Below are 14,553 nucleotides of genomic sequence, written 5' to 3'. Positions count from 1 at the left end.
CCGGTCGATTAACCGGCGATCTCTGCCATACGTTGCCACAACGCGTAATACACCCGCCCGGATTTCTGTTCCCGGTGCAGGCGCCAGTTGCCTGGCAAGCCGAGGCTCGACGGCGCGTTTTCGCTTTCAGTGTAGATCCAGGCTTCATTGGCCAGCCACTGACGCTCTTCAAGCAGCGTGCAGACGGTCGGCAACAGGTCTTGGTTGAACGGCGGATCGAGGAACACCACGTCATAAGCGCTCGCGGTCTGGGTCTCCAGATAGCGCAAGGCATCGGCCGTCTGAATCTGGCCGGTGGTGCAGCGCAGAGTGCCCAGATGTTCCTTGATGCTGGAAACCGCGATGTTGCTGGCGTCCAGTGCCTGGCCCATCGCCGCGCCACGGGACAGCGCTTCAAGGAACAACGCGCCGCTGCCGGCGAATGGATCAAGTACCTTGGCGCCGGCGATGTAAGGCGCGAGCCAGTTGAACAGGGTTTCACGCACCCGGTCCGGGGTCGGGCGCAGGCCCGGGGCGTCGGGGAAGCTCAGCTTCCGGCTGCCCCATTCGCCGCCGATGATGCGCAGTTGGTTCACGCCGTTGTGGACGTTGTGAACAGGTTTCTTAGGACGAGTGGCCATCAATGCTCCGGAACCCCGAGCGGCTGCTCGGCAGGTTTATCAGTTGGGGCCGGTAACGGCTTTTGCGGCACGGTCGGGCCAGCGCTGACGATGACCATTTTGTCCGTGCTCAAGTGTTTGTTCAGTGCGGCTTTGACCTGTTCGACGGTCAGGCTCTGTGACTCACGCATGAAGTCGTTCAGATAACTCAGCGGCAGGTTGTAGAAACCCATGGCGCCGAGCTGGCCGACGATATCGGCGTTGCTGGCCGTGGACAGCGGGAAGCTGCCCGCCAGTTCACGCTTGGCGTCGTCGAGTTCTTTCTGGGTCGGGCCGGTTTTAAGGTAGTCGGCGAGCACGTCCTGCACCAGTTTCAGCGTGCCTTCACTCATCTCGGCGCGGGTTTGCAGGTTGATCATGAACGGGCCGCGTGCCTGCATCGGGGTGAAACCCGAATAGACGCCGTAGGCCAGGCCACGCTTCTCGCGCACTTCGCTCATCAAACGGGTGCCGAAACCACCGCCGCCGAGGATCTGGTTGCCCAGGGACAGCGCTGCGTAGTCCGGATCGTCACGGTCGATGCCCAGTTGCGCGAGCATCAGGTTGGTCTGCTTGGACGGGAACTCGATGTGACCGATGCTGGCTTTTGGCTCTTCAGGTTGCGGGATTTTCGCCAGGGCCGGGCCTTTCGGTAGCGCGCTGGAGACCTGCGCGGCAATCGCCTCGGCTTCGGCGCGGGACAAATCACCTACCAGCGCAATCACCACGTTGCCTGCCGCGTAGGCTTTCTCGTGGAACGCCTTGAGTTGCGCCACGGTAATCGCCGGGACGGTTTTCGCCGTGCCGTCGCTGGAGTGCGCGTAGGGGTGATCGCCGTACAAGCGGTTCATCAGTTCGAGGCTCGCCAGTTTGCCCGGGTTCTGTTTCTGGTATTCGAAACCGGCAAGCATCTGGTTCTTGATGCGCGCAAAGGAGTCGGCCGGGAAGGTCGGTTTGCCGACGACATCAGAGAACAGCTTCAGCGCAGGCTCGCGCTTGTCTGCGGCGCTGAGGCTGCGCAAGGAAGCCAGCGCCATGTCTTTGAACGCGCCGTTGCCAAAGTCTGCGCCCAGGCCTTCGAAACCCTGAGCGATGGCGCCGACATCTTTACCGGCCACACCTTCGTTGAGCATCGCGTTGGTCAGCAGTGCGAGGCCGGGCGCGTTGCCGTCCTGGCTGCTGCCGGCGGCGAAAATCAGGCGCAGGTCGAACATCGGCAGCTCGCGGGCTTCAACGAACATCACCTTGGCGCCTTCGGCGGTGTTCCAGGTCTGTACGTCGAGCGAGCGGTGGCTTGGCGCCTTGCCGTCGAGTTCGGCAAGCGATTGCAGCTTCTGGCTGGACTTGGCCTTGTCGAGGGCTTCGCTGGCCGTGGAGTCTTCGCTTTTCGACAAATAGAACGCAGCAGAGCCGATCAGGGCGACAGCGATCAGGCCGATCAGGGCCAGACGGGTTTTTTTACGCTCACTCATGAGTCGTCTCCAGTGGCAGTACATGGGCGACGCTGAGACGTTCGCGGGTGAAATACAGCTTGGCGGCTTTCTGGATGTCTTCCGGTGTCACGCTTTCGAGGTCGGCGAGTTCGGTGTCCATGAGTTTCCAGGACAGGCCGACGGTTTCCAGTTGGCCGATGGAGGTGGCCTGGCTGGTGATCGAATCACGCTCGTAGACCAGGCCGGCGATGACCTGTGCGCGGACGCGTTCCAGTTCTTCGGCGGACGGCGCGGTGGTTTTCAGCTGTTCAAGCAGCTTCCACAAACCGGCTTCGGCCTGGGCCATGGTTTTCTTTTTCTGGGTGTTCGGCGTGGCCGACAAGGTGAACAGGCTGTCGCCGCGAGTGTAAGCGTCGTAACTCGACGAACCACCGGACACCAGCTCTTCGCCGCGTTCCAGTTGCGTCGGGATGCGTCCGCTGTAGCCGCCGTCTAGCAGGGCCGAGATCAGACGCAAGGCGTTGACCGAGCGCTTGTCTTCGGCGGTGGCGATGCTCGGCACGTTGAAGCCCAGCATCAGGCTCGGCAACTGGGTCTGTACGTGCAGGGTGATCTGGCGTTCGCCAGGCTCGGCCAGTTCCAACGGGATTTTCGCCGGTGGCACATCGCGTTTGGCGATCGGGCCGAAATAACGCTGGGCCAGGGTTTTGACCTCATCCAGGGTCACGTCGCCGACCACCACCAGTGTGGCGTTGTTCGGCACGTACCAGGATTGGTACCAGTGGCGCAGCTCTTCGACTTTCATGCGGTCCAGGTCAGCCATCCAGCCGATGGTCGGCGTGTGATAACCGCTGGCCGGGTAGGCCATGGCCTTGAAGCGTTCGTAGGCCTTGGACATCGGCTTGTCGTCGGTGCGCAGACGACGTTCTTCCTTAATGACTTCGATCTCGCGGGCGAACTCGTCGGCCGGCAGGCGCAGGCTGGCCATGCGGTCGGCTTCCAGCTCGAAGGCCACGCCGAGGCGGTCGCGGGCCAGCACCTGGTAATAAGCCGTGAAGTCATCGCTGGTGAACGCGTTTTCTTCGGCGCCGAGGTCGCGCAGGATCAGCGACGCTTCACCGGGGCCGACTTTCTCGCTGCCTTTGAACATCATGTGTTCCAGGGCATGGGACAAGCCGGTCTGGCCCGGCGTCTCGTAACTCGAGCCGACCTTGTACCAGACTTGGGAAACCACCACTGGCGCACGATGGTCTTCGCGCACAACGACCTTCAGGCCGTTATCCAGAGTGAATTCGTGGGTGGGTTGTGGATCGGCAGCCAGGGCCGAGAGGGGCAGACAAACTGTGCTGAGCAGCAGGCCTGCAGCGCGGCGGGCTAAAGCATTCATTCGTTTTTAAACCTTTGGGGCTGCCCGCTTGTTCTTAGCGTCAGCGGGCGAGAGGGTGCTAGGATACTGATCCGTTTTACTGGCGGCCACGCCTATCAGGCCTTTGATCGGCCGGAAGGTTGCATGGGTTACCTGCGGAAGCTTTGGGTTTGTCAGCTAAACTCTGCGTTTTCGCCGACGATGCCGTTCCAGTCCTTCGTATTTGTCAACCTTTGAGGTGCTGTTTGCACCTCGACAAAATGTTGCGCGTGAACAAGCTGGGTCAATCGCAGTCTGTTCTGCATCGAATATTTATTTGCCGGGGCGCCCTTTGGCGCGTCGCTACCGTGAGATAGCCGTCCTCCATGTTTGGTTCCAACGACGACAAGAAGACCCCAGCTGCGGCTGGCGAGAAGAAAAGCCTGTTCGGATGGCTGCGCAAAAAGCCGCAGGAACCCGTCGTCGAACAGCCACAGCCAATTCCTGAGTCAACACCCGCACCGGTAATAGAAGAAGAGCCGGCGCCAGTTGTCTTGCCGATTGCCGAGCCGGTGCTGCAACCGCTGGCTGAGGCTGAACCCGAAGTCATTGCCGAGCAACCGCTGGCACCCGCTCCAGAGCCGTGGCTGACGTTGCCAGTGGCGGAAGAGCCGGTGGCCTTGGTCGAAGATGAGCTGGCGCCGCATGAGACGCCGCCGATTCCTGCCCCGACTGCCTTTACTCCCGAGCCTGTTCAAGCGCCAGTGGTTGAGCCGGTTGTCGCGCCGGTTATCGTGACTGAGCCTGAGCCGCTTGTTTCAGAGCCTGTGATTCCTGCTTTCGTCGCTCCTGTGGTGCAAGCGCCTGCGCCTGCTCCCGTAGTTGCCCCGGTAGTCGCCGCGCCCGCAGTTCCCGCCGAAGTCCCGGCAGAGCAGCCGCGTACCGAAGAAACCAAAGCCGGTTTCTTCGCCCGCCTCAAGCAAGGCCTGTCCAAGACCAGCGCCAGCATCGGCGAAGGCATGGCCAGCCTGTTCCTGGGCAAGAAAATCATCGATGACGAGCTGCTCGAAGACATCGAAACCCGTCTGCTGACCGCTGACGTTGGCGTCGAGGCAACCTCGGTAATCATCCAGCGCCTGACCCAAAAGGTCGCGCGCAAAGAGTTGGCCGATGCCGATGCGCTGTACAAATCCCTGCAAGCTGAACTCGCCGCGATGCTCAAGCCTGTCGAGCAGCCGCTGAAAATCACCTCGCAGAACAAGCCTTTCGTGATTCTGGTCGTGGGCGTCAACGGTGCCGGCAAGACCACCACCATCGGCAAGTTGGCGAAGAAACTGCAACTTGAAGGCAAGAAGGTCATGCTCGCGGCTGGCGACACCTTCCGCGCTGCCGCCGTCGAGCAATTGCAGGTCTGGGGCGAGCGCAACAAGATCCCGGTCATCGCCCAGCACACCGGCGCCGACTCCGCTTCGGTTATCTTCGACGCCGTGCAAGCCGCCAAGGCCCGTGGCATTGACGTGCTGATCGCCGACACCGCCGGTCGCCTGCACACCAAAGACAACCTGATGGAAGAGTTGAAGAAGGTTCGCCGGGTCATCAGCAAACTCGACGCCGACGCGCCGCACGAAGTGCTCTTGGTGCTCGACGCCGGTACTGGCCAGAACGCCATCAGCCAGGCTAAGCAATTCAACCAGACCGTCGAACTGACCGGCCTGGCGCTGACCAAGCTCGACGGCACCGCCAAGGGCGGAGTGATTTTCGCCCTGGCCAAGCAGTTTGGTTTGCCGATTCGCTACATCGGCGTCGGTGAAGGCATCGATGACTTGCGTACTTTTGAAGCAGAACCCTTTGTCCAGGCACTGTTTGCCGAGCGGGAGCGTTCATGATTCGTTTCGAACAGGTCGGTAAACGCTACCCGAACGGTCACGTCGGCTTGCATGAGCTGAGCTTTCGAGTCCGACGGGGCGAATTCTTGTTTGTAACCGGCCATTCCGGCGCCGGTAAAAGCACCTTGCTGCGGCTGCTGCTGGCGATGGAGCGTCCGACCACCGGCAAATTGCTGCTGGCCGGCCAGGACCTTGCCACCATCAGCAACGCGCAGATTCCGTACTTGCGCCGGCAGATCGGCGTGGTGTTCCAGAACCACCAACTGCTCTTTGATCGCACGGTGTTCAACAACGTCGCTCTGCCGTTACAGATTCTTGGGCTGTCCAAGGCCGAGATCGTCAAGCGTGTGGATTCGGCCCTTGAGCGCGTGGCGCTGTCGGATAAAACCGATCTGTACCCCGGCGACCTGTCCACCGGGCAGCAACAGCGCGTCGGCATCGCCCGCGCCATCGTCCACCGCCCGGCCTTGCTGCTGGCGGACGAACCGACCGGCAACCTCGACCCGCGTCTGGCGGCCGAAATCATGGGCGTGTTCGAAGACATCAACCGCTTGGGCACCAGCGTGCTGATCGCCAGTCACGACCTGGCGCTGATCGCCCGCATGCGTCATCGCATGCTGACCCTGCAACGCGGCCGATTGATCGGCGACGGGGAGGCAGGCGAATGAGTGCGACACGCAGCCCCAAGGTTTCCGAGCGCGTGGCGCCGAAAGCCGCCGATCCGCAGCAGCAGAAGAAAAAACGCGACGATGACGACGGCCCGGACTTCGCAACGCTGTTTCGCGCCTGGGTTGAAAGCCATCGCGCCAGTCTGCTGGACAGTTTGCGTCGCCTGGGCAAGCAGCCCATCGGCAGTTTCTTCACCTGCATGGTGATGGCGGTAGCCTTGAGCTTGCCGATGGGCCTGTCACTTTTGCTAAGTAACGTCGAGCGTCTCGGCGGCTCCTGGCAGCGTGCGGCGCAGATTTCCCTGTACCTGCAACTCGAGGCGAGTCCTGCTGAAGGCGAGTCGTTGCGCGAGCAGATCAAAGGTATGCCCGGCGTGGCCGATGCGGAATACGTCGGTCGTGATCAGGCGCTGGAAGAGTTCCAGCAACAGTCCGGCTTGGGCGAAGCGCTCAAGGAGTTGCCGGAAAACCCGCTGCCTGGCGTGGTGCTGGTGACCCCGAACGAGGTCGACAAGCCCGCGCTTGAAGCATTACGACAAAAACTTTCCGAGCTGCCGAAGGTACAACAGGCACAACTTGATCTAGTCTGGGTCGAGCGTCTGGCAGCTATCCTCAAGTTGGGTGACCGTTTTGTCTTCGGTCTGACCGTGCTTCTGGTTTCTGCATTACTTTTGGTGATAGGCAATACCATTCGTCTTCATATTGAAAACCGCCGCACAGAGATAGAAGTGATTAAACTCGTCGGCGGCACGGACAGCTATGTGCGCAGGCCCTTTCTGTATATGGGCGCGTTGTATGGCTTCGGTGCGGGGATGCTTTCCTGGGGTGTATTGGCGTTCGGCCTTGATTGGCTGAACGACGCAGTGGTCGGGCTGGCCGGTTTGTATGGCAGTGATTTCGCGCTGGCCGGGGTGCCAGTTGCCGACGGTCTGTCGCTCTTGCTTGGCGCGGTGCTGTTGGGGTATATCGGTGCATGGATTGCAGTCGCACGCCACCTGAGGGAGCTTGCGCCTAAGTAGTATCATTTTGCTCGTATTGACCTTTCAGCGTTTATGGGAACTTGTCTTTCGGTTTTCGGTCAATTTTCGCAGTGCTGAACTGCACGAGTTATGTAAGTCGGAGGTTTTTTCGTATGACCAATTCTTTGCAACCTGCATATGCTCTGGTCCCGGGTGCGAACCTGGAAGCCTATGTGCACACCGTGAACAGCATTCCATTGCTGACTCCGGAGCAGGAGCGTGAACTGGCCGAGAGTCTCTATTATGAGCAGGATTTGGGGGCGGCTCGGCAGATGGTGCTCGCCCACCTGCGTTTTGTTGTGCATATCGCCCGTAGCTATTCCGGCTACGGCCTGGCTCAGGCTGACCTGATCCAGGAAGGTAACGTCGGCCTGATGAAGGCGGTGAAGCGCTTCAACCCGGAAATGGGTGTGCGTCTGGTTTCGTTCGCGGTGCACTGGATCAAGGCGGAAATTCACGAGTTCATCCTGCGCAACTGGCGCATTGTGAAAGTCGCGACCACCAAGGCCCAGCGCAAGCTGTTCTTCAACCTGCGCAGCCAGAAGAAACGCCTGGCGTGGCTGAACAACGAGGAAGTCCACCGTGTGGCGGAAAGCCTCGGCGTAGAGCCGCGGGAAGTGCGCGAGATGGAAAGTCGCCTGACCGGCCATGACATGGCCTTCGACCCGGCCGCGGAAGCGGACGACGACAGCGCTTTCCAGTCGCCGGCCAACTATCTGGAAGACCACCGGTACGACCCGGCGCGTCAACTGGAAGATGCCGACTGGAGCGACAACTCCAACCACAACCTGCACGAAGCGCTGGAAGTGCTGGACGACCGCAGCCGTGACATCCTCTACCAGCGCTGGCTGGCGGAAGAAAAAGCCACGCTGCATGACCTGGCGCAGAAGTACAACGTGTCGGCCGAGCGTATTCGTCAGCTTGAGAAGAGCGCGATGAACAAGCTCAAGTTGTCGATCGCCGCTTAAAGCAGCGAACAGGCAATAAAAAACGCCCCGATCATTGATCGGGGCGTTTTTGTTTGTGCTCATTTTTCAGCTGCACCCTGGATCCTGTGGGAGCGGGCTTGCCCGCGAAGGCGTAGTGTCAGTCGACATCAATGTTGAATGGTCAACCGCTATTGCGGGCAAGCCCGCTCCCACAAGGGATTTAGGTGCTATTGAGCCCAAGGCGCCCGGCGTGAATCGTTGAGGCCTACGAGATAACTGTCGCCACCGAGTTGACTCATCTGCTGCCGAATCCACCCGGCCCGACGCGCAACATAGTTGGTCGGATGACTCGCACTCCACACCCGCGGGTTCGGCAAAACCGCCGCCAGCAAACTCGCCTGTTGCCGGGACAACGACTTGGCACCAACACCAAAGTGATGCCTGGCCGCCGCTTCCGCGCCAAACACCCCGTCATCCCACTCGACGCTGTTCAGGTACACCTCAAGAATCCGCTGCTTGGGCCACAGCACCTCGATCAACCCGGTGAACCACGCTTCCAGTCCTTTACGCAGCCAACTGCGGCCGGACCACAAAAACAGATTCTTCGAGACTTGCTGGCTCAGGGTGCTGGCGCCGCGAATCGAACCGCCGAGCTCGTTATGGGCCAACGCTTTCTGGATCGCCCCAAAGTCAAAACCCCAATGCTCCGGGAATTTCTGATCCTCGCCCGCGATCACCGCGACTTTCAGGTCGTCAGAAATTTCATCCCAGGGCTTCCAGGTGCGTTGCAGGTCGATGGGTTCGCCGTCGAACCAGGATTCGACCTTGCGCTCGACCATCAGCGCCGTTCCCGGTGGCGGGACCACGCGAAAAATCAGTACCAGCAATACGCTACCGCCCGCGAACCAGAGCAGGGCCTTTGTGAATCGTCGCAAAAATAAACGCAGCATAGAGATGGCTTGGCCGAACCCGTTGAGCGGGCCATTATACAGACCCTGTTGATCGAGTCTGACTGGAGTTCTTCATGCTGCGTGGCTTTCTGATGCTGGCCGCTTTCTTCGGCTTCACCGGCGTTGCTCTTGGGGCGTTCGCCGCCCACGGCCTGAAAAACCGTCTGACCCCCGAGTACCTGGCGATTTTCCATACCGGCGTCACCTACCAATTGGTGCACACCCTGGCGCTGCTGGGCGTGGCGCTGCTGGCCACGCAGATTCCGGGACGCTTGATCACTTGGGCCGGCGCCTCGTTTGCCATCGGCATCCTGCTGTTTTCCGGCAGTCTGTACCTGCTGACCCTGACCGGCGCCAGCAAGCTGGGGATCGTCACACCTTTCGGCGGCCTGGCATTCCTGGTCGGCTGGTTCTGCCTGGGGCTTGCCGCCTGGCGGTTGAGCTGACCGGGCGGTCCATTTCATGACGAATGGCTTGGGTCGCCAAGACTGATCGGGCTAGAATGCCAGCCCCTAAAAATGATGGCGGCATTCGGTATGCGCATTCAGTTGAACGGCGAATCCCTTGAACTGCCCGACGGTGAAACCGTTGCGGCCCTGCTGACCCGTCTGGAACTGACCGGACGCCGGGTGGCGGTCGAACTCAATCTGGATATCGTCCCGCGCAGCCAGCATGCAGAAACCACGCTGAACGACGGCGACAGCGTCGAAGTCGTCCACGCCATCGGCGGCGGCTAGCCGCCCGGCCCGCAAGGGCACAGAATTCTGCAAGAACCTCACCCCTACAGAGGATTTCCCATGAGCATCGTTCGTAGCGACAAGCCCTTCGTCCTGGCCGGTCGTACTTACCAGTCACGTTTGCTGGTAGGCACCGGCAAGTACCGCGACATGGAAGAAACCCGCCTGGCCATCGAGGCCTCGGGTGCCGAGATCGTGACCTTCGCCGTGCGCCGCACCAACCTCGGCCAGAACCCGGGCGAACCGAACCTGCTCGAAGTCCTGTCGCCGGATCGCTACACCTTCCTGCCGAACACCGCCGGTTGCTTCGACGCGACCGAGGCTGTGCGCACCTGTCGCCTGGCCCGTGAGCTGCTCGGCGGCCACAACCTGGTGAAGCTGGAAGTGCTGGCGGACCAGAAAACCCTGTTCCCCAACGTGATCGAAACTCTCAAGGCCGCCGAAGTGCTGGTCAAGGAAGGTTTCGACGTGATGGTCTACACCAGCGATGATCCGATCATTGCCCGTCAACTGGCAGAAATCGGCGTTATCGCAGTGATGCCGCTGGCGGGTCTGATCGGCACGGGCCTGGGGATCTGCAACCCGTACAACCTGCAGATCATCCTCGAAGAAGCCAAGATCCCGGTGCTGGTGGATGCCGGTGTCGGTACCGCTTCCGACGCCACCATCGCCATGGAACTGGGTTGCGAAGCGGTGCTGATGAACTCGGCCATCGCCCACGCCCAGCAGCCGATCATGATGGCTGAAGCCATGAAACACGCCATCGTCGCGGGCCGCCTGGCCTACCTCGCCGGCCGCATGCCGAAAAAACTCTATGCCAGCGCCTCCTCGCCGCTGGATGGTCTGATCAAGTAAGAGCCATTGATGACTGAATCAAACGACACGCCAATCCAGACAGAAGAAGGCGACGAGCGCCAACACCGCCGCATCAAGAGTTTCGTGATGCGCGCCGGGCGCATGACCGAAGGCCAGCAACGTGGTCTGGACCAGGGCACCCCGCTGTTCGTGCTGCCATTGGCCGACGCGCCGGTGGACTTCGACCAGGTGTTCGGCCGCTCGGCGCCGCGCTCGCTGGAAATCGGTTTCGGCATGGGCCATTCGCTGCTGGAAATGGCAGCGGCCTCGCCGGAACAGGATTTCATTGGCGTGGAAGTGCACCGTCCGGGTGTCGGCGCGCTGCTCAATGGCGTGCTGACGCAAGGCCTGACCAACCTGCGGGTCTACGATTGCGACGCGATCGAAGTGCTCAACCGTTGCGTGGCCGACAACAGCCTCGATCGCCTGATGCTGTTTTTCCCGGACCCATGGCACAAGAGCCGTCACCACAAACGCCGTATCGTTCAGGCCTCGTTCGCTGAGCTGGTGCGCAGCAAGTTGAAGGTCGGCGGCATTCTGCACATGGCCACCGACTGGGAACCCTACGCCGAGTACATGCTGGAAGTGATGAACGTCGCACCGGGTTATCGCAACCTGGCCGAAGACGGCAAATGCGTCCCGCGCCCCACTGAGCGCCCGATCACCAAGTTCGAACGCCGCGGCGAACGTCTTGGGCATGGCGTGTGGGACCTGAAGTTCGAAAAACAGTCCTAAACGGTAATACAAAAACCTGTGGGAGCGGGCTTGCCCGCGATAACGGCCTGACAGTCAATATAGATTTTGAATGTTATGGCCTCATCGCGGGCAAGCCCGCTCCCACAGTTTTTGTGGTGTGTTCGGGGTCAGCGGCGGTCGGCGACGACGCCGATCAGCACCAGCACCACCAGCAGCACTGGCGCCAGGCTGTAGTTGTTGAACTGGCTCAGGCCTTTGATGATCCATGGCGTGGCGTAGATCAGTGCCACGCCGCTCCCGATCATGCACACCAGAGCGAGCAACGGCACGCGCAAGGCGCCGGCAATACTGCCCAAACGTTGGTCGACCCAGCCTTTGATATCGGCGCCAAACAACACCAGCAGACAGCCCACCAGCGCCAGAGAGATTTCCGACAGGTTGCTGCGGCTCCAGCGGGAGACGGTGGCGAGCAGGTCGAGTATCAAATCCATTCGTTTTCCCCTAAGGCTGAAATCAGCTCAGAAATGTTTGCAGCAAGTCATTGAGAAACAGCTGTCCGCGATCGGTCGCCGCCAGACGTGACGGTTCGACCTGCAACAGGCCGCTTTGTTCGGCGATCCGGCGGCCTTCGGCGAGGCTGTCCAGGCTCAGCCCGGTGCGTTCCGGATACAGTCGCGATTCCACGCCCTCGGTCAGGCGCAAGGCATTCATCAGGAAATCGAACGGCAGTTCTTCATTGGTCAGGGCCTTCTCGCCAGCCTTGAAGCTTTTCGCCGGGTTCAGGTAATCCTTTGGCAGGCGCGTCTTCCAGGTACGCACGATGCGCCCGTCCGGATGGCTGAGCTTGCCGTGGGCGCCGGCACCGATGCCGATGAAGTCGCCGAAGCTCCAGTAGTTGAGGTTATGCCGCGCCGGGCGACCGGGTTGCGCATAGGCCGAGACTTCGTATTGCGCGTAACCGTGTTCGGCGAGCAGCGCCTGGCCGGCTTCCTGAATGTCCCACAGCGTGTCGTCTTCCGGCAGCGTCGGCGGCTGGTTCCAGAACACCGTGTTCGGCTCCAGCGTCAGTTGATACCAGGACAGATGTGTCGGCTTCAGGGCGATGGCCTGGCGCAGGTCGCTCAACGCGTCGTCCAGGGACTGATCGGGCAAGCCGTGCATCAAGTCCAGGTTGAAGTTATCGAACCCGGCCTGACGCGCCATGCCGGCAGCACGCACTGCTTCGTCGCCGTTGTGAATTCGTCCTAGCGCTTTCAGCTTCTCTTCCTGAAAACTCTGGATGCCGATCGACAGGCGATTGATGCCTAGCGCGCGGTAGGCGACGAATTTCTCTTGCTCGAACGTGCCGGGGTTGGCTTCCAGGGTGATTTCGATATCACCGGCAAACGGAATCCGCTGCTCGACGCCTTTGAGCAAACGGCCCAAGGCCTCGGCGCTGAACAGGCTCGGCGTGCCGCCACCGAAGAAAATCGAGCTCAGCTCACGGCCATAGACGGCGTTCAGGTCCTGATCGAGATCGGCCAGTAGGGCGTCGACATACTCTTGTTCCGGCAATACTGGGCTGGCGGTGTGGGAGTTGAAGTCGCAATAAGGGCATTTGCGCACACACCACGGGATGTGGATGTACAACGCGAGGGGCGGCAGCACGGGGAGCGCCGCCCGAGGCGAGGGGGCGGCACCGCCGAAAATCAGCGATGACGCGGATGATTCAAGGGTCATATCAGGCCTAGACGCTGGCGCAGCAGATCCATTGCACGGGCGCGGTGGCTGATGAGGTTCTTTTCGCTCGGGCTCAGCTCGGCGCTGGAGCAATCGCGCGACGGCACCCAGAACAGCGGGTCGTAGCCAAACCCGTGTTCACCGCTGGCGGCGTGCAGGATGCGTCCGTGCCACAGGCCTTCACAGAGGATCGGCAGCGGGTCGTCGGCATGGCGCACCAACGCCAGCACACAGACGAACTGCGCACCGCGTTCAGCTTCCGGCACATCCTTCAACGCGTCGAGCAGTTTGGCGTTGTTCGCCGCATCGCCCTGGCCATCCGCGTAACGAGCCGAATAGATACCCGGCGCACCGCCAAGGAAATCCACCGCCAGCCCGGAATCGTCGGCCAGCGCCGGCAGACCGGAGATGTGTGCGGCATTGCGGGCCTTGAGGATCGCGTTCTCGACGAACGACAGGCCGGTTTCTTCAGGCTCGACGCTGCTGAACTCGCCGATCGAGCGCAGTTGCACCGACTCGCCGAGCATGGCCTGGAGTTCCTTGAGTTTGCCGGCGTTGTGGCTGGCCAGTACGAGTTGCGTGAAGTTCATCATTCGCCGGGGAAAAGCTCTTGGTTGAAATTGATGGTGTTGATTTTATCGCCATTCTGCACCTTGATCTCGAAGGTGCGGATTTCCTGCTGATCAACCGGGAACTGGGCGATGTAATAGATCGCGCCTTGTTCGGTGATCTGTTTGAATTTCAGCGGCACGCTTTGGCTGGTCAGGTCTTTTACCGTACCACTGACTTGAGCCATCAGCGGTTTGCCTTCCTTGATCACCGAAACGTTGATAACGCCTTGGTTCTTGCTGCGGGTGAGCTCCGCGGCTTTAGCGATATCAGGGGTCAGGAAGGTCGAGTTGAAGGTGTTGTAATGCACCGTCACATCACCAAACTTTTCCTGACGATCACCTTTGATGATGTCGGCGGCCATGGCCGTGACGCTCAGGCAGGCAGTAAGTACAAACAGCGCTAGACGACCCATGATCGTTCTCCTTGGAATATCGTGGTTCAGACCGCGATTTTGTGATCCTGCAGCCCTGGGCTGCTGACGCGGTAAATACCGATTTCACCTAATAGATTAGGCCATAGCTTACTGGCCCACCCGTGGCGGTGCTGTTGATCCACGGCCAGCCGATCAATGACCTTCGCTTCACGTTCGCGACAAAGTTCTTCAAAGTCTTCGAAGGTGCAGAAGTGAATGTTCGGTGTGTTGTACCAGGTGTACGGCAGAAACTCGGACACCGGCATCCGGCCCTTGCTCGCCAGGTACCAGCGGCAGCGCCAGTGACCGAAGTTGGGGAAGGTGATGATGCACTGGCGGCCGACCCGCAGCATTTCGTCGAGGATCCTGTCCGGGTAGTGCACGGCTTGCAGCGCCTGGGTCATGACCACGACGTCGAAGCTGTTGCTGGCGAAGTTGCCCAGGCCCTTGTCCAGGTCCTGCTCGATGACGTTGATGCCCTTGGCCACGCACTCGGCGATGTTGTCCGGGTCGTTTTCCAGGCCATAGCCGGTGACTTGCTTGTTATCGCGCAGCCAGGTCAGCAATTCGCCATCGCCGCAACCGAGGTCGAGCACGCGGCTGCCGGCGGGGATCCATTCCTGGATGATTTCCAGATCAGCTCTCATGGCTTTC

At 60.6% G+C, this 14,553-nt stretch carries 17 protein-coding genes; 8 read left to right on the top strand and 9 right to left on the bottom strand.

Annotated elements, in window-relative coordinates:
- Positions 1-8 precede the first annotated feature (8 nt).
- Genes rsmD through ACA075_RS28620 form a run of 3 tightly spaced genes read right to left on the bottom strand, consistent with a single transcriptional unit; the run spans position 9 to position 3,458 of the window.
- Positions 9-620: a 16S rRNA (guanine(966)-N(2))-methyltransferase RsmD gene (rsmD, locus tag ACA075_RS28630; protein WP_219095047.1), complete on the bottom strand. Its 612-nt coding sequence runs from the start codon at positions 618-620 to the stop codon at positions 9-11.
- Positions 620-2,110 (bottom strand): M16 family metallopeptidase, encoded by a 1,491-nt coding sequence (locus ACA075_RS28625; protein WP_497296477.1) that lies wholly within the window; start codon positions 2,108-2,110, stop codon positions 620-622. Before ACA075_RS28625 ends, rsmD begins: the two co-directional genes overlap by 1 nt.
- Positions 2,103-3,458, bottom strand: coding sequence for a M16 family metallopeptidase (locus ACA075_RS28620; protein WP_497296476.1), 1,356 nt, complete (start codon positions 3,456-3,458; stop codon positions 2,103-2,105). Before ACA075_RS28620 ends, ACA075_RS28625 begins: the two co-directional genes overlap by 8 nt.
- A gap of 344 nt (positions 3,459-3,802) precedes the next feature.
- On the opposite strand from ACA075_RS28620, the gene ftsY reads away from it, so the two are divergent.
- The 4 genes from ftsY to rpoH all read left to right on the top strand — a co-directional run bounded on the left by ftsY (position 3,803) and on the right by rpoH (position 7,957).
- Entirely contained in the window at positions 3,803-5,302 is a 1,500-nt protein-coding gene (gene ftsY, locus ACA075_RS28615; protein WP_497296475.1) for a signal recognition particle-docking protein FtsY, read from the top strand.
- Positions 5,299-5,970 (top strand): cell division ATP-binding protein FtsE, encoded by a 672-nt coding sequence (ftsE, locus tag ACA075_RS28610; RefSeq protein ID WP_027926547.1) that lies wholly within the window; start codon positions 5,299-5,301, stop codon positions 5,968-5,970. The genes ftsY and ftsE overlap by 4 nt, the downstream gene beginning before the upstream one ends.
- Positions 5,967-6,989: a permease-like cell division protein FtsX gene (gene ftsX / locus ACA075_RS28605; protein WP_497296474.1), complete on the top strand. Its 1,023-nt coding sequence runs from the start codon at positions 5,967-5,969 to the stop codon at positions 6,987-6,989. Before ftsE ends, ftsX begins: the two co-directional genes overlap by 4 nt.
- A 113-nt stretch (positions 6,990-7,102) precedes the next feature.
- Positions 7,103-7,957: an RNA polymerase sigma factor RpoH gene (gene rpoH / locus ACA075_RS28600; RefSeq protein ID WP_007897890.1), complete on the top strand. Its 855-nt coding sequence runs from the start codon at positions 7,103-7,105 to the stop codon at positions 7,955-7,957.
- 188 nt (positions 7,958-8,145) lie between these two features.
- On the opposite strand, the gene mtgA is transcribed toward rpoH, so the two are convergent.
- Positions 8,146-8,868, bottom strand: a complete 723-nt coding sequence (gene mtgA / locus ACA075_RS28595; RefSeq protein WP_497296473.1) for a monofunctional biosynthetic peptidoglycan transglycosylase — start codon at positions 8,866-8,868, stop codon at positions 8,146-8,148.
- A 74-nt stretch (positions 8,869-8,942) separates the two neighbouring features.
- On the opposite strand from mtgA, the gene ACA075_RS28590 reads away from it, so the two are divergent.
- The 4 genes from ACA075_RS28590 (at position 8,943) to trmB (ending at position 11,195) form a co-directional block, all read left to right on the top strand.
- Positions 8,943-9,314, top strand: a complete 372-nt coding sequence (locus ACA075_RS28590; RefSeq protein WP_497296472.1) for a DUF423 domain-containing protein — start codon at positions 8,943-8,945, stop codon at positions 9,312-9,314.
- A 90-nt stretch (positions 9,315-9,404) separates the two neighbouring features.
- Complete coding sequence (gene thiS / locus ACA075_RS28585) at positions 9,405-9,605, top strand: sulfur carrier protein ThiS (protein WP_007897898.1); 201 nt, start codon at positions 9,405-9,407, stop codon at positions 9,603-9,605.
- Between the two features lie 60 nt (positions 9,606-9,665).
- Positions 9,666-10,460 carry a thiazole synthase gene (locus tag ACA075_RS28580; RefSeq protein WP_008068101.1) on the top strand — a complete coding sequence of 265 codons (795 nt, stop codon included), beginning with the start codon at positions 9,666-9,668 and terminating at the stop codon, positions 10,458-10,460.
- A gap of 9 nt (positions 10,461-10,469) precedes the next feature.
- Complete coding sequence (gene trmB, locus ACA075_RS28575; RefSeq protein WP_083375541.1) at positions 10,470-11,195, top strand: tRNA (guanosine(46)-N7)-methyltransferase TrmB; 726 nt, start codon at positions 10,470-10,472, stop codon at positions 11,193-11,195.
- Between the two features lie 128 nt (positions 11,196-11,323).
- On the opposite strand, the gene ACA075_RS28570 is transcribed toward trmB, so the two are convergent.
- From ACA075_RS28570 to metW, 5 genes are read right to left on the bottom strand one after another with little or no spacing between them, the layout of a single operon-like run.
- A complete protein-coding gene (locus ACA075_RS28570) occupies positions 11,324-11,647 on the bottom strand; it encodes a DUF3392 domain-containing protein (protein ID WP_131061120.1) in 324 nt (107 codons plus the stop codon).
- A 22-nt stretch (positions 11,648-11,669) separates the two neighbouring features.
- A complete protein-coding gene (gene hemW, locus ACA075_RS28565) occupies positions 11,670-12,875 on the bottom strand; it encodes a radical SAM family heme chaperone HemW (protein ID WP_497296471.1) in 1,206 nt (401 codons plus the stop codon).
- Positions 12,872-13,468 (bottom strand): RdgB/HAM1 family non-canonical purine NTP pyrophosphatase, encoded by a 597-nt coding sequence (rdgB, locus tag ACA075_RS28560; RefSeq protein WP_497296470.1) that lies wholly within the window; start codon positions 13,466-13,468, stop codon positions 12,872-12,874. The genes hemW and rdgB overlap by 4 nt, the downstream gene beginning before the upstream one ends.
- The gene (locus ACA075_RS28555; RefSeq protein ID WP_094470180.1) at positions 13,465-13,899 is read right to left on the bottom strand and encodes a DUF4426 domain-containing protein; all 435 of its coding nucleotides are present in this window, start codon (positions 13,897-13,899) and stop codon (positions 13,465-13,467) included. Before ACA075_RS28555 ends, rdgB begins: the two co-directional genes overlap by 4 nt.
- A gap of 26 nt (positions 13,900-13,925) precedes the next feature.
- On the bottom strand, positions 13,926-14,546 hold the full coding sequence (metW, locus tag ACA075_RS28550) for a methionine biosynthesis protein MetW (protein WP_497296469.1): 621 nt from the start codon (positions 14,544-14,546) through the stop codon (positions 13,926-13,928).
- Positions 14,547-14,553: the final 7 nt, after the last annotated feature.

The sequence above is a fragment of the Pseudomonas sp. LBUM1663 genome, from assembly GCF_059695905.1.
Note: the sequence above shows the minus strand (reverse complement) of the source record. Positions and strands in the feature narration are given on the sequence as shown.

Bases quoted from the DNA above. Each gene is read 5' to 3' on its own strand.
- rsmD (WP_219095047.1), bottom strand. From the start codon at position 620: ATGGCCACTCGTCCTAAGAAACCTGTTCACAACGTCCACAACGGCGTG.
- ACA075_RS28625 (WP_497296477.1), bottom strand. From the start codon at position 2,110: ATGAGTGAGCGTAAAAAAACCCGTCTGGCCCTGATCGGCCTGATCGCT.
- ACA075_RS28620 (WP_497296476.1), bottom strand. From the start codon at position 3,458: ATGAATGCTTTAGCCCGCCGCGCTGCAGGCCTGCTGCTCAGCACAGTT.
- ftsY (WP_497296475.1), top strand. From the start codon at position 3,803: ATGTTTGGTTCCAACGACGACAAGAAGACCCCAGCTGCGGCTGGCGAG.
- ftsE (WP_027926547.1), top strand. From the start codon at position 5,299: ATGATTCGTTTCGAACAGGTCGGTAAACGCTACCCGAACGGTCACGTC.
- ftsX (WP_497296474.1), top strand. From the start codon at position 5,967: ATGAGTGCGACACGCAGCCCCAAGGTTTCCGAGCGCGTGGCGCCGAAA.
- rpoH (WP_007897890.1), top strand. From the start codon at position 7,103: ATGACCAATTCTTTGCAACCTGCATATGCTCTGGTCCCGGGTGCGAAC.
- mtgA (WP_497296473.1), bottom strand. From the start codon at position 8,868: ATGCTGCGTTTATTTTTGCGACGATTCACAAAGGCCCTGCTCTGGTTC.
- ACA075_RS28590 (WP_497296472.1), top strand. From the start codon at position 8,943: ATGCTGCGTGGCTTTCTGATGCTGGCCGCTTTCTTCGGCTTCACCGGC.
- thiS (WP_007897898.1), top strand. From the start codon at position 9,405: ATGCGCATTCAGTTGAACGGCGAATCCCTTGAACTGCCCGACGGTGAA.
- ACA075_RS28580 (WP_008068101.1), top strand. From the start codon at position 9,666: ATGAGCATCGTTCGTAGCGACAAGCCCTTCGTCCTGGCCGGTCGTACT.
- trmB (WP_083375541.1), top strand. From the start codon at position 10,470: ATGACTGAATCAAACGACACGCCAATCCAGACAGAAGAAGGCGACGAG.
- ACA075_RS28570 (WP_131061120.1), bottom strand. From the start codon at position 11,647: ATGGATTTGATACTCGACCTGCTCGCCACCGTCTCCCGCTGGAGCCGC.
- hemW (WP_497296471.1), bottom strand. From the start codon at position 12,875: ATGACCCTTGAATCATCCGCGTCATCGCTGATTTTCGGCGGTGCCGCC.
- rdgB (WP_497296470.1), bottom strand. From the start codon at position 13,468: ATGATGAACTTCACGCAACTCGTACTGGCCAGCCACAACGCCGGCAAA.
- ACA075_RS28555 (WP_094470180.1), bottom strand. From the start codon at position 13,899: ATGGGTCGTCTAGCGCTGTTTGTACTTACTGCCTGCCTGAGCGTCACG.
- metW (WP_497296469.1), bottom strand. From the start codon at position 14,546: ATGAGAGCTGATCTGGAAATCATCCAGGAATGGATCCCCGCCGGCAGC.